18 protein-coding genes are annotated in these 26827 nt (G+C 72.7%); 7 read left to right on the forward strand and 11 right to left on the reverse strand.

The window, feature by feature from the left end; all coding sequences use genetic code 11:
* Positions 1-37: 37 nt before the first annotated feature.
* On the reverse strand, positions 38-1570 hold the full coding sequence (locus V1L54_RS02095; RefSeq protein WP_330116048.1) for an MGH1-like glycoside hydrolase domain-containing protein: 1533 nt from the start codon (positions 1568-1570) through the stop codon (positions 38-40).
* A gap of 460 nt (positions 1571-2030) precedes the next feature.
* On the opposite strand from V1L54_RS02095, the gene V1L54_RS02100 reads away from it, so the two are divergent.
* Complete coding sequence (locus tag V1L54_RS02100; RefSeq protein ID WP_330116049.1) at positions 2031-3281, forward strand: ROK family transcriptional regulator; 1251 nt, start codon at positions 2031-2033, stop codon at positions 3279-3281.
* Positions 3282-3739: 458 nt separating this feature from the next.
* Positions 3740-6481 (forward strand): pyruvate, phosphate dikinase, encoded by a 2742-nt coding sequence (ppdK, locus tag V1L54_RS02105; protein ID WP_330116050.1) that lies wholly within the window; start codon positions 3740-3742, stop codon positions 6479-6481.
* A gap of 402 nt (positions 6482-6883) precedes the next feature.
* Here ppdK and V1L54_RS02110 read toward each other — a convergent pair whose 3' ends face one another.
* Positions 6884-7474, reverse strand: a complete 591-nt coding sequence (locus V1L54_RS02110) for a TetR/AcrR family transcriptional regulator (RefSeq protein ID WP_330116051.1) — start codon at positions 7472-7474, stop codon at positions 6884-6886.
* Positions 7475-7662: 188 nt separating this feature from the next.
* Positions 7663-8325 (reverse strand): TetR family transcriptional regulator, encoded by a 663-nt coding sequence (locus V1L54_RS02115; RefSeq protein WP_330116052.1) that lies wholly within the window; start codon positions 8323-8325, stop codon positions 7663-7665.
* A gap of 99 nt (positions 8326-8424) precedes the next feature.
* Here V1L54_RS02115 and V1L54_RS02120 point away from each other — a divergent pair, with 99 nt between their 5' ends.
* From V1L54_RS02120 to V1L54_RS02130, 3 genes are all read left to right on the forward strand, one after another.
* A complete protein-coding gene (locus V1L54_RS02120) occupies positions 8425-9354 on the forward strand; it encodes a zinc-binding dehydrogenase (RefSeq protein ID WP_330116053.1) in 930 nt (309 codons plus the stop codon).
* 219 nt (positions 9355-9573) lie between these two features.
* Positions 9574-12393 (forward strand): glycosyl hydrolase, encoded by a 2820-nt coding sequence (locus V1L54_RS02125; RefSeq protein WP_443076437.1) that lies wholly within the window; start codon positions 9574-9576, stop codon positions 12391-12393.
* Positions 12394-12552: 159 nt separating this feature from the next.
* Positions 12553-13125 (forward strand): hypothetical protein, encoded by a 573-nt coding sequence (locus V1L54_RS02130; RefSeq protein ID WP_330116054.1) that lies wholly within the window; start codon positions 12553-12555, stop codon positions 13123-13125.
* 76 nt (positions 13126-13201) lie between these two features.
* Here the strand turns inward: V1L54_RS02130 and V1L54_RS02135 are convergent, their stop codons facing one another.
* The gene (locus V1L54_RS02135; RefSeq protein WP_330116055.1) at positions 13202-14359 is read right to left on the reverse strand and encodes an alkaline phosphatase PhoX; all 1158 of its coding nucleotides are present in this window, start codon (positions 14357-14359) and stop codon (positions 13202-13204) included.
* 229 nt (positions 14360-14588) lie between these two features.
* Here V1L54_RS02135 and V1L54_RS02140 point away from each other — a divergent pair, with 229 nt between their 5' ends.
* The gene (locus tag V1L54_RS02140; protein ID WP_330116056.1) at positions 14589-15200 is read left to right on the forward strand and encodes a mycothiol-dependent nitroreductase Rv2466c family protein; all 612 of its coding nucleotides are present in this window, start codon (positions 14589-14591) and stop codon (positions 15198-15200) included.
* A gap of 97 nt (positions 15201-15297) precedes the next feature.
* Here the strand turns inward: V1L54_RS02140 and V1L54_RS02145 are convergent, their stop codons facing one another.
* The 5 genes from V1L54_RS02145 to V1L54_RS02165 form a co-directional block, all read right to left on the reverse strand.
* Complete coding sequence (locus tag V1L54_RS02145) at positions 15298-17568, reverse strand: beta-xylosidase/alpha-l-arabinosidase (RefSeq protein ID WP_330116057.1); 2271 nt, start codon at positions 17566-17568, stop codon at positions 15298-15300.
* Between the two features lie 59 nt (positions 17569-17627).
* Positions 17628-18551, reverse strand: coding sequence for a carbohydrate ABC transporter permease (locus tag V1L54_RS02150; protein ID WP_443076438.1), 924 nt, complete (start codon positions 18549-18551; stop codon positions 17628-17630).
* On the reverse strand, positions 18548-19453 hold the full coding sequence (locus V1L54_RS02155; RefSeq protein WP_330116058.1) for a carbohydrate ABC transporter permease: 906 nt from the start codon (positions 19451-19453) through the stop codon (positions 18548-18550). Before V1L54_RS02155 ends, V1L54_RS02150 begins: the two co-directional genes overlap by 4 nt.
* Positions 19450-20796, reverse strand: a complete 1347-nt coding sequence (locus tag V1L54_RS02160) for an ABC transporter substrate-binding protein (protein WP_330116059.1) — start codon at positions 20794-20796, stop codon at positions 19450-19452. Before V1L54_RS02160 ends, V1L54_RS02155 begins: the two co-directional genes overlap by 4 nt.
* A 156-nt stretch (positions 20797-20952) precedes the next feature.
* The gene (locus tag V1L54_RS02165; RefSeq protein WP_330116060.1) at positions 20953-22020 is read right to left on the reverse strand and encodes a LacI family DNA-binding transcriptional regulator; all 1068 of its coding nucleotides are present in this window, start codon (positions 22018-22020) and stop codon (positions 20953-20955) included.
* Positions 22021-22226: 206 nt separating this feature from the next.
* On the opposite strand from V1L54_RS02165, the gene V1L54_RS02170 reads away from it, so the two are divergent.
* Positions 22227-23606: an endo-1,4-beta-xylanase gene (locus V1L54_RS02170; protein ID WP_330116061.1), complete on the forward strand. Its 1380-nt coding sequence runs from the start codon at positions 22227-22229 to the stop codon at positions 23604-23606.
* 197 nt (positions 23607-23803) lie between these two features.
* Here the strand turns inward: V1L54_RS02170 and nirD are convergent, their stop codons facing one another.
* On the reverse strand, positions 23804-24211 hold the full coding sequence (gene nirD, locus V1L54_RS02175) for a nitrite reductase small subunit NirD (protein WP_330116062.1): 408 nt from the start codon (positions 24209-24211) through the stop codon (positions 23804-23806).
* Positions 24208-26826, reverse strand: coding sequence for a nitrite reductase large subunit NirB (gene nirB, locus V1L54_RS02180; protein ID WP_330116063.1), 2619 nt, complete (start codon positions 26824-26826; stop codon positions 24208-24210). Before nirB ends, nirD begins: the two co-directional genes overlap by 4 nt.
* Between the last annotated feature and the right edge of the window lies 1 nt (position 26827).

Genomic DNA, 26827 nt, shown 5'->3' on the forward strand with positions numbered 1-26827 from the left:
TCCGCCCCGGGGCCACGCCTCCGGGTGCGGCCGGTGCTCAGTGGGCCGTTCCGCCGCCCGGTGCCCGCGCCCCGGCCCGTACCGCCGCGCGCACCCCGGCCCGCACCGCCGCGCGGTCCCCGGCCCGCCCGCCGGTGTTCCGTTCACCGGCCGGCCTTGCGGTGGTGCGGGCCAGCAGGTCCAGGGTGAGGGCCGCCGTCCAGCCGAACTGCCGGGTGCCGTGCCCCGCGCAGGTGCGCGGGTCGACGTACTCGGCGAAGTCGGAGGTGGCGGCCGCCGCCAGCATGGCGGCCCGCAGGGCGGCGGCCCGCTTCGGGTGCCCGTGGTGCCGCAGGCCGCGTTCCAGCAGCCAGTTGACGTTGAACCAGGCGGGCCCGCGCCAGTAGCGGCGGGTGTCGAAGGCGGGCCCGCGCAGGTCGTAGCTGGGCACCAGGCGCGCGCTGCCGCCCAGGCCGAAGTGCGTGCCGCCGAGCGTGTGCAGCAGCGTGTCGACGATGTCCCGCGGCAGTCCCCGCACGATCAGCGGCAGCAGTCCGGCGACGCTGCGCTCGCCGATCAGCTCGCCGGAGCGCACGTCGCGGCAGAGGAACTGCCCGGCCCCGGCGTCCCACAGCCGCGCCACCAGGGCGGCGGTCAGCCGCCGGGCCCGCGCGCGGTGGTCGTCGGCCGCGGCCCGCGGCCCGGTCCGGGCCGCGGCGACCGGATCGGGCACGACCTCGGGCGCGATCTCGTCGGCGATGTCCGCCAACGCGTACTCGGAGGCGATCAGCAGGGCGTTGACCCCGGGGTCCTCGACGGCGAAGGGGTGCGGTGCGTCGGCGTCCCGGTAGCCGTGGTCGCGGTAGTCGGCCGCCAGCCGCACGTAGCGGCCGTAGTCCAGATCGGTCGGACGGTCGTCGGGGCAGCCGTGGTCGAGGTCGCAGCGGCGGAAGGAGGCCGGGGCGGCCGGCTCGATGCGGGAGAGCGGCACGTCCCAGCAGGGGCTGTTGTCCATGCCGGGCTCCCACGGGTGGACCACCGACACCAGACCGTGCCCGCCCAGGTCGCGGTGCTCGGTGAGGTAGCGGTGCCAGGCGGCCAGCTTCGGGTACAGCCGGCGCAGGAAGCCGCGCCGCCGGGAGGTGACCGGATCGGCCCGGTGCACCAGCCAGGCGGCCAGCGCGTGGACGGGCGGCTGCACGATGCCGGAGGTCTCGACGCTCCTGGGCGCACCGGCCGCCGCACCGGCCGTCGAGGAGCGCCAGAAGTCCGGGCTCGGGAAGTACGCCTCCAGCGGCACCGCCGGGTTGAAGACGATGTGCGGGACGCGCCCGTCGCCCCACTGGGCGGCCAGCAGGGTCTCCAGCTCGCGCTGGGCGCGTACCGCCGACACGTGGCGCAGGCCGATCGCGATGAACGCCGAGTCCCAGCTCCACTGGTGGGGGTACAGCCCGTGCGAGGGCACCGTCGAGGCGCCGGTCCAGTTCCTCAGGAGCACCTGTCGCGCGGCGTGCCGCAGCTCGCGCGCGGTGACACCGACGGTGGAGCGCTGGGCGGGGACGTAGGGCTGAACGGGTGGGAAGCCCTCCATCACACGGCCCTGCGGGCGGTGGCGGGGGCACCGGAGCGTGAGGTGCGGGACCCGGGGCGCGCGGCACGCGGCGGCGGGGCGGGGACCCCCGGGGCAGCGGTGGACGGGGGAGGGTCGGTGATCTGTGCGACACGCTCCACGACAACTCCGATGTGGATGTGGATGACAGCCTGGTTACGTCTTTGTAAGCCTAGGGTTTTGTCTTCTGAATGGGCAGAAGTGGGGCTGTGAGAACTGACACACGGGAAGCGAGGAGGAGCGATCGTGGAGCGCGCGGACTCCCTTGCGCGCGCCGGGAGTTCTTGTCGCGCCGGTCCCCGTCCGGCGAGCGGACGCCCTTCGGGACCGGCCCCGGTGTGACGGAGGCCACTCACGCCGCGGGAGCGTGACACGACCGCCGGAGGAACGTCCGGCCGGGGCGGTGCGCCGGGCGCGCGGCACGGACGGCGAAGATGGCCCCATGACCGGAGGCATGACGGGAAGCACGGCCGGCGGCACGGCCGCGAACCAGGCGAGCGCGGGGCAGCTGCTGCGGCTCATACGCACCGGGCGGGCGACCACCCGCGGGGAGCTCCAGCGCGTCACGGGCCTGTCCCGCTCCACCGTCGGCCAGCGGCTCGACCGGCTCTTCCGGGCGGGCTGGATCCGGGAGGGGGCCGCCGTGCCCGCGGGCGGTCCGGCCGGTGGGCGGCCCGCCCTGCGGCTGGAGTTCGACGGCTCCCACGCCGTGGTCCTCGCCGCCGACCTGGAGGTCCGGTGCGGCCGGGCCGCCGTGCTGGGCCTGGACGGCACGGTGCTGGCCGAGCACACCGGGCCGCTGAACGTCGAGGACGGCCCCGAGAAGGCGGTCGACACCCTGGTGGGCTGGTTCCCGGCGCTGCTGGAGCGGGCCGGGGCGCGGCCGGAGCGGGTGTGCGGCATCGGGCTGGCGGTGCCCGGGCCGGTGGAGTGGGAGACCGGGCAGGTGGTCCAGCCGCCGATCATGCCGGGCTGGGACCGCCGTCCGGTCCGCGAGCGGCTGCGGCGCGCGTACGCGGAGCGGCTGCTGGGGGGCGCCCCGGTGGACGCGGCCCCCGTCGTCCTGCTGGACAACGACGCCAACCTCATGGCGTACGCCGAGCAGCGTGCGGAGCATCCCGGCTGCGCCGCCTTCCTGCTGGTGAAGGTCTCCACCGGGATCGGCGCCGGGCTGGTGGTGGACGGCCGGATCTACCGGGGCGTCGACGGCGGTGCCGGGGACATCGGCCACATCCGGCTGCACGACCGCCCGGACGCGCTGTGCATGTGCGGCTCGTACGGCTGTCTCGCGGCGGTCGCCAGCGGACGGGCGCTGGCCCGGCAGCTCACCGCCGCCGGGGTGCCGACCGTCTCCGGCGCCGGGGTGCGCGAGCAGCTCGCGGCCGGGCAGCCCGACGCGGTCCGGCTGGCCCGGGAGGCGGGGCGCCGGGTGGGGGAGGTGCTGGTCACGGTGGTGACCGTGCTCAACCCGGGGGTACTGGTGGTGGCGGGCGACCTGGCCGGCACCCCGTTCGTCACCGGGGTGCGGGAGCTGCTCTACCAGCGCGCACTGCCCCGCAGCACCGCCCATCTGACGGTGGTCACCTCCCGGCTCGGGGAGCGGGCGGGCCTGCTCGGGGCGGGGGACATGGTGGTGGAGGAGCTCTACGCCCCCGGGCGGGCCGACGCCCGGCTGGCCGCGCTGGGGCTGTGATCCTCCGGGCCTGCCGTCCGGCGTGCGCTCATCGGAGCGTCGCGGCGCCCGGATGTGTCCGGTGGGTGAGACGAGGCGGGCCGCGGAGGCGTGATCCTCGCCACTTTGATACGCCAGGCGCTCATATGAGCACAAAAGGGTGTCCTGTACTTCTCCAATTGATGACACCGAGTGCCACCCCCGCTCCCTTCACCTCTTCCCCCGCCGGTCGCCCTCGGTCACCGTGGAACCGGTCCACCGGTCACACCCCGCAGTGACGGCTTCGACAGGTGAAGACGGGGCTCGCCGGGACTTGAACAAGCCTTTGCTTATGATCCTTCGGCAGATGGGCGATTGCACCCGCATGGCCTAATGGTGGCCGTACTCCAAAGCCTTCGATCTGGGTACTCTCCCCGCCGTCAGGGCAGCCTTCCTCCGGTCGTCACCGGCCGGGGGATCCAGCGAGGAGCGCGATTCTCGTGCCGGAAAACGAAGAGCCTCACACAAGCCAGAAGTTCGTCTACGACTTCACCGAGGGCAACAAGGACCTCAAGGACCTCCTCGGAGGCAAGGGAGCCAACCTTGCCGAGATGACGAACCTCGGTCTCCCGGTCCCTCCCGGATTCACCATCACGACCGAGGCGTGCAAGGTCTATCTCGCATCCGGTGCCGAGCCCCCGGCCCTCCGCGACGAGGTGGGCGCCCACCTCGAAGCGCTGGAGAAGAGGATGGGCAAGAAGCTCGGCCAGGCGGACGACCCCCTGCTGGTGTCCGTCCGCTCCGGCGCCAGGTTCTCCATGCCCGGGATGATGGACACCGTCCTCAACATCGGGCTGTCCGACGTCTCGGTCGCCGGACTCGCCGCCCAGGCCGGCGACGAGCGTTTCGCCTGGGACTCCTACCGCCGTCTCATCCAGATGTTCGGCAGGACGGTCCTCGGCATCGACGGCGACCTGTTCGAGGAGGCACTGGAGGAGGCCAAACGGGAGCGGGGCGCGGCCACCGACGTCGACCTGGACGCCGGCGACCTCAGGCGGCTCGTCGGAACCTTCAAGGACATCGTCGCCGAGCGGTCCGGCCGCGGCTTCCCCCAGGACCCCCGCGAGCAGATGGACCTCGCCGTCCGCGCGGTATTCGACTCCTGGAACGGCGAGCGGGCCAGGCTCTACCGCCGCCAGGAGCGCATACCGCACGACCTGGGCACCGCCGTCAACGTCTGCTCGATGGTCTTCGGCAACCTCGGCCCCGACTCCGGCACCGGCGTCGCCTTCACCCGCGACCCCGCCAGCGGCCGGCAGGGCGTCTACGGCGACTACCTCGCCAACGCCCAGGGCGAGGACGTCGTCGCAGGCATCCGCAACACCGTGCCGCTCGCCGAGCTGGAGAGGATCGACAAGACCTCGTACGACCGGCTCATGGAGATCATGGAGATCCTGGAGAACCACTACCGGGATCTGTGCGACATCGAGTTCACCATCGAGCGCGGCAAGCTGTGGATGCTCCAGACCCGCGTCGGCAAGCGCACCGCCGCCGCCGCGTTCCGCATCGCCACCCAGCTCGTCGACCAGGGCCTCATCGACGAGGCCGAGGCGCTGCGCCGGGTCAACGGCGCCCAGCTCGCCCAGCTGATGTTCCCCCGCTTCGACGAGGAGCGGACCGGCGACGGCGGGGCCGAGCGCATCGGCTGGGGCATCGCCGCCTCGCCGGGCGCCGCCGCCGGCAAGGCGGTCTTCGACTCCTACACCGCGATCAAGTGGTCCCGTTCGGGCGAGAAGGTCATCCTCGTCCGCCGCGAGACCAACCCCGACGACCTCGACGGCATGATCGCCGCCGAGGGCATCCTCACCAGCCGCGGCGGCAAGACCTCGCACGCCGCCGTCGTCGCCCGCGGCATGGGAAAGACCTGCGTCTGCGGCGCGGAGGAGCTGGAGGTGGACACCAAGCGGCGCTGTCTGAGCGCCCCCGGCGGGGTGGTCGTCGAGGAGGGCGACGTCATCTCCGTCGACGGCTCCACCGGCAAGGTCTACCGCGGCGAGGTGCCCGTGGTGCCCTCCCCGGTCGTGGAGTACTTCGAGGGCCGGATGCACGCCGGGGCCGAGGACGCCGACGAGCTGGTCAAGGCCGTCCACCGGATCATGGCGTACGCGGACCGGGTCCGCCGCCTGCGGGTCCGCGCCAACGCCGACAACGCCGAGGACGCCCTGCGCGCCCGCCGCTTCGGCGCCCAGGGCATCGGTCTGTGCCGCACCGAGCACATGTTCCTCGGCGAGCGGCGCGAACTGGTCGAGCGGCTGATCCTGGCCGACACCGACACCGAGCGGCAGGAGGCGCTGGCCCGGCTGATGCCGCGTCAGAAGGACGACTTCGTCGAGCTGTTCGAGGCGATGGACGGTCTGCCCGTCACCGTCCGGCTGCTCGACCCGCCGCTGCACGAGTTCCTCCCCGACATCACCGAGCTGTCGGTACGGGTGGCGCTCGCCGAGGCCCGCAAGGAGCCTCACGAGAACGAGCTGCGCCTCCTGCAGGCCGTCCACCGGCTGCACGAGCAGAACCCGATGCTGGGCCTGCGCGGCGTACGCCTGGGCCTGGTGATCCCCGGCCTGTTCACCATGCAGGTGCGGGCCATCGCCGAGGCGGCGGCCGAACGGCGGGCGGCGGGCGGCGACCCGCGTGCGGAGATCATGATCCCGCTGGTGGGCACCGTGCAGGAGCTGGAGATCGTCCGCGAGGACGCGGAGAAGGTCATCGCCGAGGTGGAGGGCACCCACGACGTGTCGCTGGGCCTGGCCCTCGGCACCATGATCGAGCTGCCGCGTGCCGCGCTGACGGCCGGGCAGATAGCCGAGTGCGCCGACTTCTTCTCCTTCGGCACCAACGACCTCACCCAGACGGTGTGGGCCTTCAGCCGGGACGACGTGGAGGCCAGCTTCTTCACGGCCTACCTGGAGAAGGGCATCTTCGGCGTCTCGCCGTTCGAGACCATCGACGTCGACGGGGTGGGCTCCCTGGTCCGCAGCGCCGCCGAGGCCGGCCGGGCCACCCGCCCCGACCTCAAGCTCGGCGTGTGCGGCGAGCACGGCGGCGACCCGGAGTCGGTCCACTTCTTCCACTCCGTCGGCCTGGACTACGTCTCCTGCTCCCCGTTCCGCATCCCGGTCGCCCGCCTGGAGGCGGGCCGCGCGGCGGTGATGGAGGCAGCCGGCGGCAGCGACAGCCGGTAGTCCCGCCGGCCCCACGGCCACCCGACACCGGAACCGTCCCCGCCACCCCGACCCTCACCGGCGGGACGACGGCTCCGGCACCCGAAAGGGAGGGGGCGGCGCCTGTGCGGAGGCGCCGCCCCCTCCGCCCGTGCTTCCGGCCGGGCACCGGGGCGGCCGGCGGCACGGTGCCGCCTCGGCCGCCCCCGGGCACGCCCCGGTCCCGGCGTGCCGCCCGGCGCCCCGCCGCGCGTGGCTGCCGGTCACCGAAGCGGCCGGCAGCGCGGCGTCGAGCACCGCGACGTCCCGCTCCCGGCACTCGGCGACCCGCACCCGCGCGCTTCCCGTGCCCCGGTGACCACGGCGCCGGCTCCCGGCTGAGCGGCGCCGGACAAGGACCGCGGTACGGCGCCGCTCAGCGGGTCAGTCCGTCCGGCGCAGCCCGTCGACGAGGAGGTCCACCATGCGGCGTGCGTCGTAGCGGGGGTCGCTGCCCGCGCCGATGCAGAGATTGCCCACGCCGCGCATCAGCTCAAGGCCCGCGAGGCCGGAGCGGATCTCGCCGGAATCGGCCGCGGCGGCGAGCAGCCGGTCGCACACGGGCACGAGCCGGTCGATGAAGTAGGCGTGCAGCGTGTCGAACCCGGCGTTGTCGGACTGGAGCACGGCGGCGAGTCCGTGCTTGGTGACCAGGAAGTCGACGAAGATGTCGATCCACCGCCGCAGCGCGGCGTAGGGGGTGGGACAGCTCGCCAGCAGGGCCGGGCCGGCCTCGGCACAGGCCTCGACCTGGTGCCGGTAGACGGCGATGATGAGATCCGCCCGGGTCGGGAAGTGGCGGTAGATCGTGCCCACCCCGACACCGGCCCTGGCCGCGATGTCACGCACCGGCGCCTCCACGCCCGACGCGACGAAGACCGCGGCGGCCGCGCCGAGCAGCGCCTCCTTGTTGCGCCGGGCGTCCGCCCGCTCGGACCGGACCGCACGTCCCGCGCCCTCGTCGCCGTCGTTCACCGCGCCGCTTCCTCCGCCGTCGGACCTGCCGGAACGGGACACCCTTCCGCACCACCGTCGGAACGATGTTCCGTTTGTCCATGATGCCAGAGCGGCGGCCCGGCGGCCAAGCCGCGCACCGTCACCGGGCTCCGCCCGCGGCGGAGGAACGGCGGGGCGGGCGTACCGGGACGCCGGCGGCGCCCGGCTCAGGTGCTCCGCGGGGCGGCGGTGAGGGCGAGGCCGCCGTGCAGGGCCTCGAAGGCGTCGCGGGTGTCGGCGGCGAGGTCGGCGAGGCCGGGGGTGCCGGGCCGGGCGGCCCAGGTGTCCATCGCGCGGTGGGACGCGGCGACGACCATGTCGAGGGCGAGGTGGGGGCGCAGGTCGGGCGGCCCGGGGAGGTCGAACCGCCGGTGGAGTACCTCCAGCGCGGCCCGGACGGTGCGGTCGCAGAAGTACAGGCAGTGCGACTCGATCGACGGTGTCCGCGCGGCGAGCTGGCGGCAGAGCAGGACGCGACGCACCCAGTCGTCGTCGGTCATCGCGGCGACGGCCGACAGCAGGCTGTCCTGGAGGGTCCGCACCAGCGGCCGGTTTCGCGGCTCGCTGGTGGCGAGGTCGTCGAGGAAGGCCAGCCACAGGTCCTCGTAGGGCGCCATGGCCACCTCCTCCTTGCCGGTGAAGGTGCGGAAGAAGGTGCGCTTGGACACCTCGACCGCCTCGCAGAGCTCGTCGAGCGTCACGTTGTCGAAGCCCCGCTCGGTGAACAGGTCCAGGGCGGTGCCGATCAGCGCGTGCCGGGTGCGCTGCTTCTTGCGCTCCCGCAGGGTGGGGCGCTCCTGGGGGCGGCCGGACGGCGCTGTGGTGCTCATACGGGCAGCATAACGGAGAGGCGAACGCCACTTGTGGGCGTCTGCCACTCAGTGGCACTATGGCCGTCGTTCGAGCTCCTCCACGAAAAGGTGTGACCCATGCGTGCTCTCCTCGTCGACGGTTCCGCCCCCGGCGGACTGCGCCTCGGCACGGCCCCGGACCCGCGGCCCGAGGCCGGCCAGGCGCTGGTCCGCGTCACCGCGGTGTCCCTGAACCACAGCGATCTGGGCTATCCCGGCGCCCCGGACGGCACCGTCCTCGGTCTGGACGCCGCCGGAGTGGTGGAGCGGGCGGCCGCCGACGGCTCCGGTCCCGCCGCCGGCACACCGGTGGTGACCCTCGGCTTCGACGGCGCCGCCGCCGAGCTGCGGGCCGTCCCCACGGACTGGATCGGCACCGTGCCGGCCGGCGCCGATCCCGGGGCCGTGAGCACCGTCCCCGTGGCGGGGGCGAGCGCGCTGCGCGCCCTGCGGCGCCTCGGGCCGATCCTCGGCAGGCGCGTCCTGGTCACCGGTGCCACCGGCGGGGTCGGGCGGTACGCCGTCCAGCTCGCCCGGCTCGGCGGCGCGCATGTCGTCGCGAGCACCGGCGACCCGGAGCGGCACGGTGAGGGCCTGAGGGAGCTGGGCGCCGACGAGGTGGTCGCCGGGCCGTCCGGACTCGGGGAGCCGGTGGCCGGGGTGGTCGACACGGTCGGCGGCGAACAACTGGTCGAGGCCTACGGAAAGCTCGGCGAGCACGGGGTCCTGGTGTCGGTCGGCCGGGTGACCGGAGCGGGGGAGCACTTCCCGTTCGCCGCGCTCTCCGGTCATCTGCCGGGTCATCACGACCGCTCGATCACCTCCTTCTTCCTCGGGCACTGCACCGGGCTCGCCCCGGATCTGACCTGGCTGGCGGACCGGGTGGCGGCCGGCGTCCTGGACGCGGGGATCGCGTGGCGGGGCGGCTGGGGCGAGGTGGAGACGGCGGTCGAGGCGCTCCGGGAGCGCCGGCTGCACGGGAAGGCGGTCCTCGAACTGAAGGGGTGAGGCGGGGTCGCCCCGGTCGGCGGGCGGTCCCCCGCCGACCGGGACGGGCCGTACACGGGCGGTCGCACAGGGAGAGACGCGCAAAACGGTGATACGGCGTCAACTGTTGAACATTTGACAGGCGTCCGCGACGAGTTCTGTCGAAGACCTTGACGCGCATTTGACAAAAATTTACGTTGCCGGAACCTGAGAGCGCTCTCAAGAACCTAGGAGCCGTTCGTGAAACTCCCCCACAGACGCCTCGTCGCGGTGACGGCGGCGGTGGCCACCGCCGCCGCCGGCATCGGCTTCGGTGTCGTCGGGGCCGGTAGCGCCAGTGCCGCCGCCGTCCCCGTCGGCTCCGGCAGCTACAGCGACACCCGGCCCTCCGGAGCCGCCGGCCCGGAGAACAACGCCGGTGCGCCCGTCAAGCCCAAGGTCACCCCCGCCGCCGCGGGCAAGCCGGTGCCCACCAACGACTGGTGGTCGTCCCTGGCCTTCCAGCGGTACCCCGACAACCCGTACTCCGTGGACATGTACGGGCACCCCCTCACCTACAAGGCCGTCTCCGGCGGCCTCGAGGTCGGCTACCCCACCTCGCACGCGATCGTCGGCGAGGGCCGCCAGTACGAGTTCACGCACAAGCGTGACCTGACCGTCGGTCTGCAGGGCCTCAACTCCCCCGACGCGAAGGCCGACTCCTGGAGCGACTGGACCGTCACGCCCTACTGGTCCGACGGCACCCGCACCCTGCGCACCACCATCGGCCACGGTATGCCGTACGTCTACGCGCAGGGCAGCGGCGGCGCCGCGCGGATCTCCGCCGCGTCCGCCCCGGACGTCTTCGCCGACGACGGCAACGTCCTGGGCGTCACCATCGGCGGTCACCACTACGCGCTGTTCGCCCCCTCCGGCAGCGACTGGACGGTCTCCGGCACCGACATCCGCGCCGACCTGGGCGGCAGGGACTACTTCTCGCTGGCCGTCCTGCCCAGCACCGACGCGCTGGCCACGTACCGCAAGTACGCCTTCAGCTTCGTCACCGGCTCCAAGGTGAGCTGGGACTACGACCGGGCGGCGGGCCGGGTCAAGGCCACCTACACGCTCTCCACCACCGCCAAGGAGGGCAGTGAGCGTGGCACCCTCCAGGCCCTCTACCGCCACCAGTGGCTGCACACCTCCGACGCGCTGACCTCCTACACCTACACCTCGCCGCGCGGCACCATGAAGGTCCGGGAGGGCACCTCCTTCACCACCTCCCAGCCGGTGACCGGCGTCCTGCCGGGGCTGCCCACCGCGCCCGGGGTGGACAAGGCGAAGCTCGCCGGCCACCTCAGGGAGGTCGCGAACGCCGCCGACCCGTTCGACGGCGCCACGGACACCTACTGGACGGGCAAGCAGCTCGGCAAGCTCGCCCAGCTCGTGCCCATCGCCGACCAGATCGGCGAGACCGCCGTCCGCGACAAGCTGCTCGGGCTGCTCAAGGGCCGGCTCCAGGAGTGGTTCACCGTCGGCGGCGCCTCGGAGTTCTCCTACGACCGCGACTGGCGCACGCTCATCGGCTACCCGGCCTCCTACGGCAGCGACAAGGAGCTCAACGACCACCACTTCCACTACTCGTACTACGTGATGGCCGCGGCGATCGTGGCCCAGTACGACAAGGGGTGGGCCGCCGACTCCGCCTGGGGCGGCATGGTCAAGACCCTCGTCCGGGACGCCGCCAACCCCAGCCGCACCGACGAGAAGTTCCCCTTCCTGCGCGGCTTCGACGTCTACGCCGGACACAGCTGGGCCGCCGGGCACGCCGGCTTCGCCGCGGGCAACAACCAGGAGTCGTCCTCGGAGTCCGTCAACCTCAGCGCGGGCCTGATCCTGTGGGGCTCGGCAACCGGTGACGACTCCCTGCGCGACCTGGGCGTCTACCTGCTGACCACCGAGTCCGAGGCCATCGCCCAGTACTGGTTCGACGCCGACCAGAAGGTCTACCCCGAGAACTTCGGCCACGACGTCGTCGGCATGGTGTGGGGCAGCGGCGGCGCCTACTCCACCTGGTGGACCGCCAACCCCGAGGAGATCCACGGCATCAACGTCCTGCCGGTGACCGGCGGTTCGCTCCACCTGGCCCGCAACAAGGACGCCATCCGGCGCAGCGTCGCCGAGATGGAGAAGGCCAACGGCGGCCCGGCCGTCGAGTGGCGCGACATCTTCTGGGAGTTCCAGGCGCTGGCCGACCCCGCCAAGGGCAAGGCCGCCTGGGACGCGCAGGGCGCGAGCTACACCCCGGAGGCGGGCGAGACCAAGGCCCACACCTACCACTGGATCGCCACCCTGGACGCGCTCGGGGCACCCGACACCTCCGTCACCGCGGACAGCCCGACCGCCGCGGTCTTCACCAAGAACGGCACCCGCACCTACGCCGCGCACAACTACTCCGACACGGCGAAGACGGTGACGTTCTCCGACGGCGGCAGGCTGACCGTCCCGGCCCGCTCCACGGCCGCCGGCACCGGCACCGCCGGCCCCGGCGACCCCGGGGACGGGGACGACGGCGACCCGGGCGACCCGCAGGACCCGCCGGCCACCGGTGACACCTTCCACCTGCGCTCCGGCGGAACGCTGAGCACCACGGCGGCCACCTCCGCGACGACGGACACCATCGCCTCGGCGGGCGGCGCCAACCACGACGGCACCCCGCACCGTCCGCTGGTCTACGAGCTCCGGAACGTCAACGGCACCCACGAGGCGGGCGGCACCACCGACTTCCGCCTGAAGGTGGACGCGGGAACGGCCGTCGGCCTCGGGCAGCAGGCCCGGGTGTCGTACGACCTGACCGGCGACGGCACCTTCGAGAGGGTCGAGACCTACCGCTACTTCGCCACCGACCCGGTCGACGGCTGGGAGGAGTACGCGGCCTCCCGCGCCGGCCTGCGCTCGGCCTCCGGCAGCCTCGGCGACCTGCGGGGCGGAACGGTCCGGGTGGAGGTGTGGAGCGCGATCGGCAACGCCCCGGCGAAGCTCCAGGTCGGCTCCGGCTCGGTGCTGACCATCCCCTTCGGCTAGCGGAACCTTCCTTCCGGTGGTGGGAACGTCCGGCCCGCCGCGCAGCCGCGCGGCGGGCCGGACGGCTGTGGCGTACCGTCGGACACCCGGCCCCGGCCGCGGGTGAACTTCCGCCCGCGGCACGGGGCTTCTGCCACCCGACCGAACGGAGACCGTGCCGTGACCGCCCGCCGTGCCCGTACCGCCACCCTGCTCGCCGCACCGCTGGCGGCGCTCCTGCTGTCCTGTTCCGGCGGCTCGGACGGGGCGGCGGACGGCGGGGCCTCCCGGTCGCCCACCGCGTCGGCCGCCCCGGCCGCGTCCGACCGCCCCGAGGGCGCGGCGCGGCAGGAGGAGCAGCGCGAACCGGCCGGGGCGGACCCCGGCGCGACGGTCCTGGACATCCACGGCTCGGACACCCCGGCAGCGTGGCCGAGCCCCGGGCCGGAGGCGGTGCGCGACGCGTTCGCGGGGCTCCAGGCCACCCTGGGCGACTCCTGCGGCACCCCGGGGAACTGCGAGTACCTGCTGGGCCGGGTGCTGGAGGAGCTGGAGGGACTGGACGCGGCGATGAAGGCCGACCCCAAGGGCCCCGGCCACTTCCCCGAACCGGTCGCCTGGATCGCGGCGCTGCGGAAGGACATCGGCGAAGACCGGTCCTTCGCCAACCTCGAGGCGCACCAGGACGCCCTCTTCGGCACTCGCGACCGGATCAACGCCTGGATGCAGGACCACCCGGACGACTACCGCTGACGCGCACCGTACCGTGCCGCCGGGGACCTCCCGGCCCCGGGCGCCGGGGGAGCGCCGGTGCCCGGGGCGGGAGGGGTCAGGAGCGGAACGGGCCACGCACCTCGTAGGTGATGCCGCCCGAGCTGCTGCCGCTGGTGCCGCGCTGACTGGAGAAGTACAGCCGGCCGCCGTCGGGGGAGAAGGCCGGGCCGGTGATCTCCGAGGACGACTGGCCGTCGATCCGCAGGAAGGGCGCCACCACACCGTCCGGGGTGATGACGCAGATCTCCATGTTGCCGCCGTCCTCGGCGACGAAGAGGTCGCCGGAGGAGGTGCTGGTCACGTTGTCCACGCCCGTCAGCGGGGTGCTGCCGGAGACCAGGGAGTCGTCGTAGGCCAGCTCGACGGTGTTGCTCGCCGCGTTGAGCTGCCACACCCGGCCGTCGCCCTTGGTGGTGAACCAGCAGACGCCGTTCGCGTAGTGGCAGCCCTCACCGCCGTTGAAGTGCTTGGCCGCCGAGACCTGGTGGCGGGTGGCGGTGGAGGCGGCGGACGGGTCCGGGACGCGCGCCCAGCCGATGGAACCGGAGGTGCCCGAGCCGCCCGTCATCACCTCCAGCGTCCCCGAGGACAGGTCGCCCCAGGTGGTGGGGCGGAAGCGGTAGAGGCAGCCGTCGGAGACGTCCTCGGTCAGGTAGATCACCCGGCGGACCGGGTCGGCGGCCGTGGCCTCGTGCTTGAAGCGGCCCATGGCGTCGCGGCGCACGGAGGACCTCACGCCCCACGGGTCGGTCTCGAAGACATAGCCGCGGTCCACCTCCTCGCAGGACAGCCAGGTGTTCCACGGGGTCGCGCCGCCCGCGCAGTTCTGGCGGGTGCCGGACAGGACGCGGTAGGCGTCGGTGACGGTGCCGGAGGAGTCGAAGCGGATCGCGCTCGCGCCGCCGCCGGGGTTGATCTCGGAGTTGGAGACGTAGATCCAGCCTCCCCCGTCCGCGTAGCAGGCACCGCCGTCGGGGGCGTTGTGCCAGGTGTAGGAGGTGCCGGAGACCCGCTGCCCGGAGCGGGCGACCACCCGGCTGGTGAATCCCTGGGGCAGCCGTACGCCGTTGCTGTCGGCCGTGCGCAGGGATCCGTAGGGGCCCGGGCCGGGCTGGGCGGGCGCGGCGTGCGCGGCACCGCGCCACAGGGAGCCGCCGAGGGCGGCGACCGATCCGGTGAGTACGGCTCCACGAAGGAAGTTGCGACGTTCCACGGTCACTCCACCGAAGTCGTCCGGCTCCGCGGCCGGCCGGCCGCGGAGGCGTGAGGGGGTGCTCCGGACGGTAGGGAGACAGGCTTGACGGAGCGTTAACATCCGGTCACCCGCAGGAGCCGGACGGGTCAACAACCGGTCGGGTGGCCGGATCCGGGCGACGGCGGTGACCTGGCAGGACACCGGGAGGCAGGATGGGCGGAGGAGTCGGGGAGAAGGGAGGCGTCCGATGACGCCCGTCGACTTCTGGTTCGACCCGGTGTGCCCCTACACCTGGATCACCTCCCGGTGGCTGCGCGAGGTGGAGCGGGTGCGTCCGGTCCGGGTGCGGTGGCGGCTGATGAGCCTGCAGGTGCTCAACGAGGGCCGGGAGGTGAACCCGGAGGACCCGGAGGGCGAGTGGGGCGAGTACCTGTGGCACCCGGTGCGGATGTGCGCCGCCGTCGAGCGGGAGTACGGCACCGAGGCCATGGGGCGGTTCTACGACCGGCTGGGCGAGCGCCTCCACGTCCGCGGCGAGTGGGACGCCCCGGCGGGCGCGCTCGCGGACTGCGGCCTGCCGGCGGAGCGGGCCGCGGCGGCGGAGTCCACGGCGTACGACGCGGCGGTCCGCGCCTCCCACGCCGAGGCCATGGCGCTGGTGGGGGAGGACGTGGGCACCCCGGTGACCGCCGTACCCGCCCCGGACGGCGGGCGGGCGGGGCTCTTCGGCCCGGTGGTCTCCCCGGCCCCGCGCGGCGAGGCGGCCGGACGGCTGTGGGACGGTGTGCAGCTGCTGGCCTCCGTGCCGGGCTTCTCCGAGCTGGGGCGCGCCCGCACCGGTGAGCCCGACTTCCGGTGAGCCGCGCCGGGGAGCGGACCGGAACGGCGGAGCCCGGCACCGGGGTGGCCGGTGCCGGGCTCCGCCTCCGCTCCGCCGCGACCGGCGGCGGCGGGGCTCAGGACTGCGGTACGCGCACCTGCGCCCCGCAGACCATCCGGCGGTCGTGGCCCACCGTGCGCTCCGGCCCGGTCAGGGTCAGCGGCACGGTGTGGCGGACGTCGGCGCTGGACGCGGCCAGGTGCAGCTCGACGGCGCCGGGCTCGACGATCCGCTCCCCGGGCCGGACGGTGTACGAGGCCAGGTCGGCGTGGAAGTCGAAGACGACCTCGGCGGCCTGGCCGGGCTCCAGCGGCACCCGGGCGTAGCCGACCAGCCGGCTGACCGGCTGGACGGTGCGGGCCACGGGGTCGTGCAGGTAGAGCTGGACGACCTCGGTACCGGCCCGCTCACCGGTGTTGCGCACGGTGACGCGGACCTCGGTGCCGCCGTCCGTCGGGACGGTCCCGTCGCCGGCCGCGGCCGACTCCCACGCGAAGGCGGTGTACGACAGGCCGTGCCCGAAGGGGTACAGCGGCGTCGGGTCGAGGTTGCTGGCCGCGCCCTTGAGACCCAGCGGCGGCGCCAGATAGGTCCAGGGCTGGCCGCCGTTGCCGCGCGGGACGCTGACCGGGAGCCGGCCCGAGGGGTTGACCCGCCCGGTGAGCACCCCGGCGACCGCCGGTCCGCCCTCCTCACCGGGGAAGAACGCCTGCACCACGGCGGCGAGCCGGTCCGCCCAGCGGCCGAGCGCGTACGGGCGGCCGGTGAACAGCACCAGCACGACCGGCTTGTCGGTGCTCTCCAGCAGCTCGTCCAGGAACTCGGCCTGGCCGTCGGGGAGGGTGAGGTCCTCGGCGTCGCAGCCCTCGCCGGAGGTGCCGCGGCCGAAGAGGCCGGAGCGGTCGCCGAGCACCGCGACGACGACGTCCGCGCCGTCGGGGCTGTCGGTGAGGGCCGCTCCGGGCAGCTCGGCGCCCAGGGCCTCCAGCAGCGTGGGGATCTCCACGCCCAGCGGCTTGTCGGGGTGCTCGACCCCGACGTGCCGGGGGAAGGTGTAGCAGCCGAGCATGGCCGACTGCTCGTTCGCGTACGGCCCCACCACGGCGACGCGGGCCGCGGGGGCCAGGGGCAGCAGGCCCCGGGCGTTGTCGAGCAGGACGACCGACTCCTCGGCCACCTTCCGGGCCAGTGCCCGCAGCGCGGGCGGGTCCAGGTCGACCTCGCCCTCGGGCAGGACGGACGAGGCGGTCCGCGACCAGTCGGGGTCCAGCAGGCCCAGCTCGCACTTCTGCCGCAGGACCCGCAGCACGGCCCGGTCCACCAGTTCCTCGGGGACCTCCCCGGACCGCACGGCCTTCAGCATGGGCTCGCCGTAGCAGCGCACGCTCGGCAGCTCCACGTCGACGCCCGCCTTCAGGGCCAGGGCACCGGCCCGGGCGGGGGAGTCGGCGACGCGGTGGTTGCGCTCCAGGAAGGAGATGCCGAAGTAGTCGGCGACGACGGTGCCGGTGAAGCCCCACCGCTCGCGCAGCAGCTCGGTCAGCAGCTCGGGGCTGGCCGCCGCCGGAACGCCGTCGAGGTCGTTGTAGGCGTGCATCACCGAGCGGGCGCCGCCCTCGCGCAGGGCCATCTCGAAGGGCGGCAGGATCACGTCGGCCAGCTCGCGCGGGCCGATCGAGACCGGGGCGTGGTTGCGTCCGCCCCGGGAGGCCGAGTAACCGGCGAAGTGCTTGAGCGTGGCCACGATCCCGCTGGACTCCAGGCCCGCCACATAGGCGGTGGCCACGGTCGCCACCAGGTACGGGTCCTCGCCGATGGACTCCTCGGTACGGCCCCAGCGCGGGTCGCGCACCACGTCCAGGACCGGCGAGAGTCCCTGGTGGATGCCGACCGAGCGCATCGAGGCGCCGATGCCCGCGGCCATCTCCCGTACCAGGGCCGGGTCGAAGGTGGCGCCCCAGGCCAGCGGGGTGGGGAAGATGGTGGCCTGCCAGGCGGTGAAGCCGGTCAGGCACTCCTCGTGGGCCAGGGCCGGTATGCCGAAACGATTGGCCGCGGCGACCTTCTCCTGGAAGGCGGCCAGGGCCCGCGCACCCTCGGCCGGCTCCACCGGAGCCGTGCCGAAGGGGCGGGTGAGCTGGCCCAGGCCGTGGGGCAGCAGGCCGTCCAGATCGACGGCCTCGGAGACCTCGTGCTGGAACGGAGCGACGTCCTCGCCCTCGGCCTCGGAACCCGGCCAGATGCTGGAGAGCTGGGCCAGCTTCTCCTCCAGCGACATTCTGGACAGCAGATCGGCGGCGCGCTCCTCCGCGGGTCGGGAGGTGTCCTGCCAGGGGTGATGATGCATGAGGCTCCTTGTTCAGCGTCAGCGTGGTCGCGGCGCGTCCCCGCACGTCTCCGCGCGGCTCAGCGCCCGCCGGCGCCCATGAGGCCGTTGATGAGCTGACGGCGCGCGAAGAGGTAGACGAGGAAGATCGGCACGATCGACATCACGACCGCGGCGAGCATGGCCGGGATGTCCGCCCGGAACTGGCCCTGGAAGTCGTACAGGCCGACGGTGAGCACCCGGCTCTCGCGCGACTGGGTGAGGATCAGCGGGAAGAGGAAGTTGTTCCAGGCCTGCAGCGCCGCGTAGACGCCGACCGTGGAGATCCCGCCCCGGGAGAGCGGTACCACCAGCTGGAGGAGGATGCGGGTCTGGCTCGCCCCCTCCAGGGCCATCGACTCGTACATCTCCTCCTCGATGTCCCGCATGGTGCCCGCCAGGATCAGCACGCAGACGGGCAGGCAGAACGCCGAGACCGGCAGGATGATCGCCAGCAGGCTGTCGTACAGCTGCATCTCGGTGATCAGCAGGTAGATGGGGATGATCACCGCCTGGGCGGGGATGGCCAGACCCAGGAGGAAGAGCTGGAAGATCCGCTGGGAGGTCCCGCTGAGGGTCCGCACGACGGTGTAGCCGACACCCACCGAGAGCACGATGACGATGGCCGCGGTGGCGGCCGTGACGATCGTGGTGTTGATCAGGTAGGTGACGAAGTCGCCCTCCAGCACCTTGCGGTAGTTGTCCAGCGTCAGGTCGCTGGGCCAGGAGAGCGCGCCGTTGTCGAAATAGCCGTCGCGGCTCCGCAGGGTGCTGAGGACCAGCACGTACATCGGCAGTCCGACGATGACGAGCCAGATGACGGAGGCGATGCCCGCGGGGATGTTCCACTTGCGGACGGCGCGGAGCCTGCCGCGCAGACCGTGGTCGTTGCGCACCTGCCGGGCCCCCGGGCTCTTCGGGGCCTCCTGGGGGGACCGGTTCTCCGGCCGCGTGGCGGTCTTCACATCCCCTCCCGGGTGCTGCGCATGGCGGTGAAGCCGGAGATCCGGACCATCACCAGGGAGACGGCCGTGGCGACGACCACGAGGGTGGTGGCGATGGCGCTCGCGTAACCCATGTCGTACGCCTGGAAGCCGGTCTCGTACATCAGGTAGGGCACGATCGTGGTGTCCGTGCCCGGGCCGCCCTCGGTCAGGATGAGGACGGTGTCGAAGAAGGTCAGCGCGCCGACGACCATCAGCACCGAGGAGGTGATGATGGTGTTCCGCAGCTGCGGCAGCGTGATGGAGAAGAACTGCCGGAGGCCGTTCGCCCCGTCGATGGAGGCGGCCTCGTAGAAGGACTTGGGGATCTGCCGGGCGCCGCCCTGGTAGAGCAGGGTGTGGAACGGGATGAACTGCCAGGAGGCGACGAAGGCGACCGCGGCCATGGCGGTCGTTCCGTCACCGAGCACGTTGCCGTGCTCCAGGCCGATCCACGGGCCGATGTCGGCGATCAGACCGAAGTTGGGGTCCAGCAGCGACTTCCACAGCAGGGCCAGGGCCACCGAGGAGGCCAGCAGGGGCAGGAAGAAGATCGCGCTGAGGACGGCCCGGTTCTTCTGGCGGCCCGCGGACCACACGCCCAGCAGCAGGGCGATGGGGGTCTGGATCAGCCAGCTGGCGGCGGTGAGGATGAGGCTCAGGTTGATGGCCTGCCGCATGGTGGGGTCGTTCCAGAGCCGTTCCCAGTTCCCGGTGCCGCTGACCGAGGGGAAGCTGCCCAGCCCGTCCCAGTTGGTGAAGGACAGGTAGACGACCAGCAGCATGGGGCCGACGGCGAACAGGACGAAGAACAACACGCCGGGGACCGCCCAGGCAATGCCCGGGCGGCCCACACGCGGCGACGAGGTCGCTGCTTGCTTCACTTCACAGCCTTCATGGCTTCGACGAACTCTTCGGGGCTGAGCTGCTTGTTGAACAGCTTCTGGATGTTGGTCAGCATCGGCGTGGCCTGCTGGGCGGGCAGCGCCTGGTCCCAGGAGAGAGTGTAGGACGGGGCGTTGAGGGCCAGGTCGTACACGTCGCCGGCGAACTCGGGAGCCGGGTGCTTGGCGAGCTTGTCCTGGGCGTCGGAGGTGGCGGGCACCTCACCGTTCTCCACCAGGTCCGTGACGTAGGCCTCATCGGCCGCGGTCTTGAGGAACTCGATGGCCGCCTCGCGCTGCTCGCCCTTCAGCTTGGAGTTGACCGACCAGTAGTTGGTGGGGTTGCCGACCACGTTCTTGGGGTCGCCCTTGCCGTCGGGCAGCGGCGGGAAGGTGGTCCAGCCCAGCCCGTTCTCTGCGAACTCCGGCTGGTTGGACTGCTGGTTGGAGTACTCCCAGCTGCCCATCAGGTGCATGGCGGCCTTGCCCTTGGCGAAGAGCGTGGGGGCGCCGTCGGAGGTGTAGTTGACCGACTGGAAGTTGTTGCCGAACGCGCCCTTGTCCACCAGGTCGCGGATGGTCTCGGCGGTCTTCAGGACGGCCGGGTCGCCCCAGGCCTCGGAGTCGCCGCTGCGGATCTTGTTGAAGACCTCGGCGCCGCCGATGCGGTCCAGCAGGTACTCGACCCACATCAGCTCGGTCCAGGCGTCGGTGCCGGCCAGGGCGAAGGGGGTGACGCCCTCCTCCTTGAAGGTGTCGACCAGCTTCAGCACGTCGTCCCAGGTCTTCGGGGGCTGGGCGTCGGCCTTCTCGAAGACGTTCTTGTTGTAGAAGAGCATCACCGGCTGCATACCGCGCATCGGGATGCCGTAGTACTTGTCGTTGACCTTGCCCTCGTCGAGGATCGCCGGGATGAACGACTCCTTGAAGGCGGTGTCCTTCTCCAGCTCGGGGGTCAGGTCGACCAGCATGTCCTTCTCGACGAAGTTGCTGATGCTGCCGCCGCCCCAGTTGAAGAAGATGTCGGGCGCGTTGGGCGTGCCCATCGCGCTGCGCATCTTGTCCTGGTAGCTCTCGCCGGGCACCGGGACGAGCTTGGCCTTGACGTCGGACTTCTCGTTGAAGCGCTTGACGACGGCTTCCTGCACCTTGGTGGAGGCGTCCTGGTAGACCCAGACCTCCAGCTCGCCGCCGGCCTTCCCGTCCTCGTCGCCGGGCCCGCCGCTGCCACAGGCGGTGAGCACCAGCGAGGCGGCCAGCGCGGTCGCCGTCAGCGTGGCGGCACGGTGCCGCCGGAATCCCTTGCGGCCCGCCGTGGCCGAGCCCTGCACTGCTGTTCGCATCGCATACCTTCCGGAAGGACTCCGAAAATTATCGGTAGTGGTGTTGGGAACGTACGGATGCGTGAAGCCTGTGTCAACGGGTAGGACGAAAAAGCGGGCCCAGGGCTCGGGTGCGTAATAAGGCTGTGACCTGGTGGTGTCCCATCCGAAGCCGACTCAGGCGCGCGGTTCGGCGGTGCTGGCCCGTACGACCAGCTCCGTCGCCAGCTCCACCCGTGGTGAGTCGAGTTCCTCCCCCCGGGCCTGGCGCAGCACGGTGCGAGCCGCCACCTTGCCCATTTCCACCAGCGGTTGGCGTACCGTGGTGAGTGGCGGGGCAGACCAGCGTACCTCCGGAAGGTCGTCGAAACCGACGACGCTGATGTCCTCCGGCACCCGCATGCCGCGCCGCCGCAGCGCCTCGATGGCACCCAGTGCCATCTGGTCGCTGGAGGCGAACAGGGCGGTGGGCGGCTCGTCCAGATCCATCAGTTTGTTGCAGCCGGTGAAACCGGACTCGTGGTAGAAGTCGCCGGGCACCAGGAGCCGGTCGTCCACCGGCACCCCGGCCGCCTCCAGGGCGGCGCGGTAGCCGTCCAGCCGGGCCCGGCTGCACAGCAGCCGGGGCGGCCCGGCGATGAAGCCGATGCGGCGGTGGCCCAGCCGGAGCAGGTGCTCGGTGGCCGCCATGCCGCCGGCCCAGTTGGTGGCCCCGACGGTCGGCGCGTCCAGGGCGGGCGAGCCGGCCGGGTCCACCACCACCAGCGGCACGCCCAGCCGGTGCAGCTCCTCGTGCAGGACCGGCTCCAGGACCGAGGTGACCAGGATCACCCCGCCCGAGGCGCGGGCCCGCAGGTTGCGCATCCACTGCCGGGCCGAGCCGGCGCGGTCGTGGATCGCCGAGACCACCGTGCCGAAGCCCACCTCGTGGGTGGTCTCCTCCACGCCGCGGATGATCTCCACCGCCCAGGGGCTGTCGAGGTCGTTGAAGACGAGGTCGACCAGGGCGGGCCGGTCCCCGGAGGAGGACGTGCGGCGGCGGTAGCCGTACTGCCGCAGCAGTTCCTCGACCCGGGCCCGGGTCGCGGGCGCCACGTCGGAGCGACCGTTGACCACCCGGGAGACCGTGGGGACCGAGACCCCCGCCTCCTGGGCGATCGCGGTGATCGTCACCTTCTGCTCCACCTTGGGGGCGACGCGTTGCTCCGCGACCCCTCCGCTCGCAGCGGCTGTGCCGTCTGCCATGCCGTCTCCCATGCCGTCTCCTCCGCGTGCGCACACCGTTGACGGGCGTTCTCATCGGCTCTACCGTTCCCGGCGCACCCTCGAAACCTTCCAACAGTCTTCCGGAAAGTGTTCCGGGGAGTCGAGAGAGGGACACCCCAATGAGGCCACACCGTGAAAGAACGGTACGTCGTTTAGCCAGGGCGGTCGTAGCCGCCTCCACCGCAATGGCGGCCGTGACCTTCGGATTCGCCGCGACTGCTCAGGCAGCGGACCCCTCCCTGCGGGAGGTGGCGGAGCCGACGGGCCGCTTCATCGGCACGGCGGTCAACGACAGCCTGCTGAACGACGGCACCTACCGCAACATCGCCGCCACCGAGTTCGACAGCGTCACCGCCGAGAACGCCATGAAGTGGGAGTCGGTCGAACCGCAGCGCGGCCAGTACAACTGGGCCGGCGGAGACCGCCTGGTCGACTTCGCCCAGCAGAACGGCCAGCTCGTCTACGGGCACACCCTGGTCTGGCACAGCCAGATGCCCGACTGGCTGGAGAACGGCTCGTTCTCCGACACCGAGCTGCGCGAGATCATGACCGACCACGTCACCACCCAGGTCGGCCGCTACCGCGGCGACGTCCAGCGCTGGGACGTGGTGAACGAGGCGTTCAACGAGGACGGCAGCTTCCGGCAGAGCAAGTTCTACCAGCAGCTCGGCGCGTCCTACATCGCCGACTCCTTCCGGGCCGCGCGCGCCGCCGACCCCGACGCCAAGCTGTTCATCAACGACTACAACACCGAGACCCGCAACGCGAAGAGCGACGGTCTGTACCGGCTGGTGCAGGACCTGCTCGCGCAGGGCGTGCCCATCGACGGGGTCGGCTTCCAGAACCACCTCATCGTCGGCAACGTGAACGGCTCCGCGATCCAGCAGAACCTCCAGCGCTTCGCCGACCTGGGCCTGGAGGTCGCGGTCACCGAGCTGGACATCCGGATGCGGATGCCCGCCGACAGCTCCAAGCTGCAGCAGCAGGCCCGGGACTACCGAGCGGTGGCCGACGCCTGCCTGGCGGTGGACGGCTGCTCCGGCATCACCGTCTGGGGCATCAGCGACCGCGACTCCTGGGTGCCGGACGTCTTCGACGGCGAGGGCGCGGCCTGCCCCTGGGACGACAACTACCGGCCCAAGCCGGCCTACGACGCACTGCGCGACGCCTTCGTGGCGGCCGGCGGCGGTGACCCCGGTGACCCCGGTGACCCCGGCGACCCGGATGACCCCGGTGACCCGGACGAGCCCACCGGTGACTGCAGCGCCACCTTCCAGATCTCCAACCGCTGGGACGCCGGCTCGGTCGTCGCCGTCACCGTGCGCACCGGCCAGTCGGTGAACAACTGGCGGGTGGAGTTCGACCTGCCCTCGGGGGTCACCCTCGCCAACGGCTGGAACGGGAAGTTCTCGCAGAGCGGCACCCGGGTCACCGTGACCAACGAGAGCTACAACGGCACGGTCCCGGCCGGCGGAACGATCTCCTTCGGCTTCCAGACCAGCGGTGGTGCCGCCCAGGACGGCACCCCCGTCACCCTCGGCGGACAGAACTGCGCCACGGGCTGATCCCGGACCGGCCGGGACCGCTCCCAGTCCCCCGTCCGGTGCGCCGGCTGTCAGGGCAGGGCGGACGGTGCGCCGGACGGGTCCCGCCCCGGTCTCGGCCCGCCCCACACGGGCCGAGACCGGGGCGCTCCCCGTCCGGGGGCGCCCCGGCCCGGTGGAGACCCGTGAGGGGGCGTGCGCGGGGTTGTACGGACCGCTCAGCAGGTCCGCACCGGGTACACCGGCACACCGACCGACTCGTCGTCCAGACAGCGGCCCGTGGCCAGGTCGAAGCGCTGCTTGAGCAGCGGCGACACCACGAACGGCCGGCCGCCGGCCGAGCCCAGCAGCCCCCGGGAGAGGACGTAGGCGCCGGTGAACGGGTCCCGGTTGCCGACGGCGTACGTCCGGCCCGCCCGGTCCTGGAACACGGCGAGCTGTCCGCCGTCGGGCAGCAGCGCCGCCACCCCCCGTCCCGGCAGCAGGTCGGACAGGCCGCACACCGGGGTCCAGCCGCCGGCGGTGCGCACCTCCACCCGCGGCCCGGCCGCGGTCGTGGCCGGGACGGCGGCCAGGAGGTCCTCGGTGACGGTGGCGGTCGCTTCGACAGTCGGCGCGGTGGTCATCGGGAGGCGGTCCCTTCGAGAGTGCGGACGGGGATGTCGGGGCCGGACAGGATGGTCAGGTCGGGCTTGACCTGCTCGCGCTCGGGGACGAACCGCACCGACGGGTCGGGTGCGTCCGGGGCGTTGACGAACGACACGAAGCGGCGCAGCCGGTCGGGGTCGTTCAGGGTCTCGGCCCACTCGTCGCGGTAGTTCGCCACGTGGTCGGCCATCAGCGCCTCCAGCTCCCCGCACAGCCCCAGCGAGTCGTGGACGACGACGTCGCGAACGTGGTCGAGGCCGCCCTCGATCCGCTCCAGCCAGGCCGCGGTGCGCTCCAGCCGGTCGGCGGTGCGGATGTAGAACATCAGGAAGCGGTCGATCAGCCGGACCAGCTCGGCGTCGGACAGGTCCTGGGCCAGCAGGTCGGCGTGGCGCGGGGTGGCGCCGCCGTTGCCGCCCACGTACAGGTTCCAGCCGTTCGCCGTGGCGATCACCCCGAAGTCCTTGCTCTGCGCCTCGGCGCACTCGCGCTGGCACCCGGAGACCGCCGACTTCAGCTTGTGGGGCGCGCGCAGGCCCCGGTAGCGCAGCTCCAGGTCGATCGCCATGCGCACCGAGTCCTGCACCCCGTAGCGGCACCAGGTCTGCCCCACGCACGACTTCACCGTGCGCAGCGCCTTGCCGTAGGCGTGACCGGACTCGAAGCCGGCGTCCACCAGCCGGGCCCAGATCGCCGGGAGCTGGTCCACCCGGGCGCCGAACAGGTCGATCCGCTGCCCGCCGGTGATCTTGGTGTAGAGACCGAAGTCCCGGGCCACCTCACCGATCACGATCAGCTTCTCCGGGGTGATCTCCCCGCCGGGGATGCGCGGCACGATCGAGTACGAGCCGTTGCGCTGCAGATTGGCCAGGAAGTGGTCGTTGGTGTCCTGCAGCGCCGCCTGCTCGCCGTCCAGCACATAGCCGCTGGCACCCAGCGCCGGGGCGAGCGAGGCGATGATCGAGGCGACGGTCGGCTTGCAGACCTCGCAGCCGTCGCCGCCGCGCGCCTCCTCGCGGCCGTGGCTGTCCAGCAGCGCGGCGAAGGAGGTCAGCCGCAGGGTGCGGACGATCTCGTACAGCTCGCTGCGGGTGTGGGCGAAGCAGCCGCACAGGCCCTTGTCGACGCTGACGCCGTTCGCCTCCAGCTCGTCGTTGACGAGCGTGGTGAGCACCTTCACACAGCTGCCGCAGCCGGTGCCGGCCTTGGTGCACTTCTTCACCTCGGGCACGGTGGTGCACCGGTGCTCGGTGACCGCCGCGCGGATGGTGCCCTTGGCGACGTTGTGGCAGCTGCAGATCACCGCCTCGTCGGGCAGTGCGGACGGTCCGAGCGCCACCGGCGCCCCCGCACCGGCGGGCAGCACCAGCTGCTCGGGGGCCACCGGCGGGACGCTGCCGGTCATCGGGCGCAGCATGCCGTACGCCTCGGCGTCGCCGACCAGCACACCGCCCAGCAGGGTGCCGTCGGCGGCGACCACCAGCTTCTTGTAGACCCCGGCCCGGGAGTCGGAGTAGACGACGTCCAGGCAGCCCTCGGTGCTCCCGTGCGCGTCCCCGAAGGAGGCCACGTCCACGCCCAGCAGCTTGAGCTTGGTGGAGGTGTCGGCGCCGGTGAAGACCGAACCGGTCCCCCCGGCCTCCCCGGTGACGGCCTCGGCGACGGCCTCGGCGCTGACGCGGGCCATCTCGTAGCCCGGTGCCACCAGGCCGTACACCATGCCGTCCACGGTCCGCGCGCACTCGCCGATGGCGTAGACGGCCGGATCGGCGGTGCGGCACCGCTCGTCGACGACGATGCCGCCGCGTTCGCCGACCTCCAGACCGCAGTCGCGGGCGAGCTGGTCGCGGGGCCGTACTCCCGCCGAGAAGATCACCAGATCGGTCCCGACCGTGGTGCCGTCCGACAGCGTCATGGCGGTGACGGCCCCGTCCGGGCCGGCGGTGATCTCCTGCCCGGCGACCCCGGTGTGGACGATCAGCCCCATCTCCTCGACGGTGCGGCGCAGCGCGGCGCCGCCGCCCTCGTCGACCTGGAGGGACATCAGCCGCGGGTTGAACTCCACGATGTGGGTCTCCAGGCCCAGCCCGTTGAGCGCCCCGGCCGCCTCCAGGCCGAGCAGCCCGCCGCCGACGACGGTGCCCACCCGGCTGTTCTCCGCGTACTCCTCGATGGCGAGCAGGTCCTCCACCGTGCGGTAGACGAAGCAGCCGGTGCTGTCCTTCCCCGGCACCGGCGGCACGAACGGGTACGAGCCGGTGGCCAGCACCAGGGCGTCGTAGCCGATCTCCAGTCCGGTGCGGGAGGTCACGGTGCGCGCCGCGCGGTCGACCGCGACCGCCGGGTCGCCCAGGTGCAGCTCGATGCCGTGCTCCGCCAGGAAGCCCTCGTCCACCACGGACAGCTCCTCGGGCGTGCGCCCGGAGAAGTACGAGGTGAGCTGGACGCGGTCGTACGCGGGCCGGGGCTCCTCGCACAGCACGACCACCCGGGCCCGCTCGGTGACCCTCCGGTTCGCGAGCTCCTCCAGGAACCGCTGGCCGACCATCCCGTGGCCGACGAGGACGATCGTGGGGCGTGTCGTCCGTGGCATG

The organism is Streptomyces rubellus (assembly GCF_036323805.1).
In the GTDB taxonomy this organism is placed as follows: Bacteria; Actinomycetota; Actinomycetes; order Streptomycetales; family Streptomycetaceae; genus Streptomyces.

What these genes read in the sequence shown, in the direction of transcription:
- V1L54_RS02115 (WP_330116052.1), bottom strand. Translation starts at nt 8,325, where the DNA reads ATGAGCACCACAGCGCCGTCCGGCCGCCCCCAGGAGCGCCCCACCCTG.
- V1L54_RS02140 (WP_330116056.1), top strand. Translation starts at nt 14,589, where the DNA reads ATGACGCCCGTCGACTTCTGGTTCGACCCGGTGTGCCCCTACACCTGG.
- V1L54_RS02120 (WP_330116053.1), top strand. Translation starts at nt 8,425, where the DNA reads ATGCGTGCTCTCCTCGTCGACGGTTCCGCCCCCGGCGGACTGCGCCTC.
- V1L54_RS02145 (WP_330116057.1), bottom strand. Translation starts at nt 17,568, where the DNA reads ATGCATCATCACCCCTGGCAGGACACCTCCCGACCCGCGGAGGAGCGC.
- nirB (WP_330116063.1), bottom strand. Translation starts at nt 26,826, where the DNA reads ATGCCACGGACGACACGCCCCACGATCGTCCTCGTCGGCCACGGGATG.
- V1L54_RS02095 (WP_330116048.1), bottom strand. Translation starts at nt 1,570, where the DNA reads ATGGAGGGCTTCCCACCCGTTCAGCCCTACGTCCCCGCCCAGCGCTCC.
- V1L54_RS02170 (WP_330116061.1), top strand. Translation starts at nt 22,227, where the DNA reads ATGGCGGCCGTGACCTTCGGATTCGCCGCGACTGCTCAGGCAGCGGAC.
- V1L54_RS02160 (WP_330116059.1), bottom strand. Translation starts at nt 20,796, where the DNA reads ATGCGAACAGCAGTGCAGGGCTCGGCCACGGCGGGCCGCAAGGGATTC.
- nirD (WP_330116062.1), bottom strand. Translation starts at nt 24,211, where the DNA reads ATGACCACCGCGCCGACTGTCGAAGCGACCGCCACCGTCACCGAGGAC.
- V1L54_RS02165 (WP_330116060.1), bottom strand. Translation starts at nt 22,020, where the DNA reads ATGGCAGACGGCACAGCCGCTGCGAGCGGAGGGGTCGCGGAGCAACGC.
- V1L54_RS02100 (WP_330116049.1), top strand. Translation starts at nt 2,031, where the DNA reads ATGACCGGAGGCATGACGGGAAGCACGGCCGGCGGCACGGCCGCGAAC.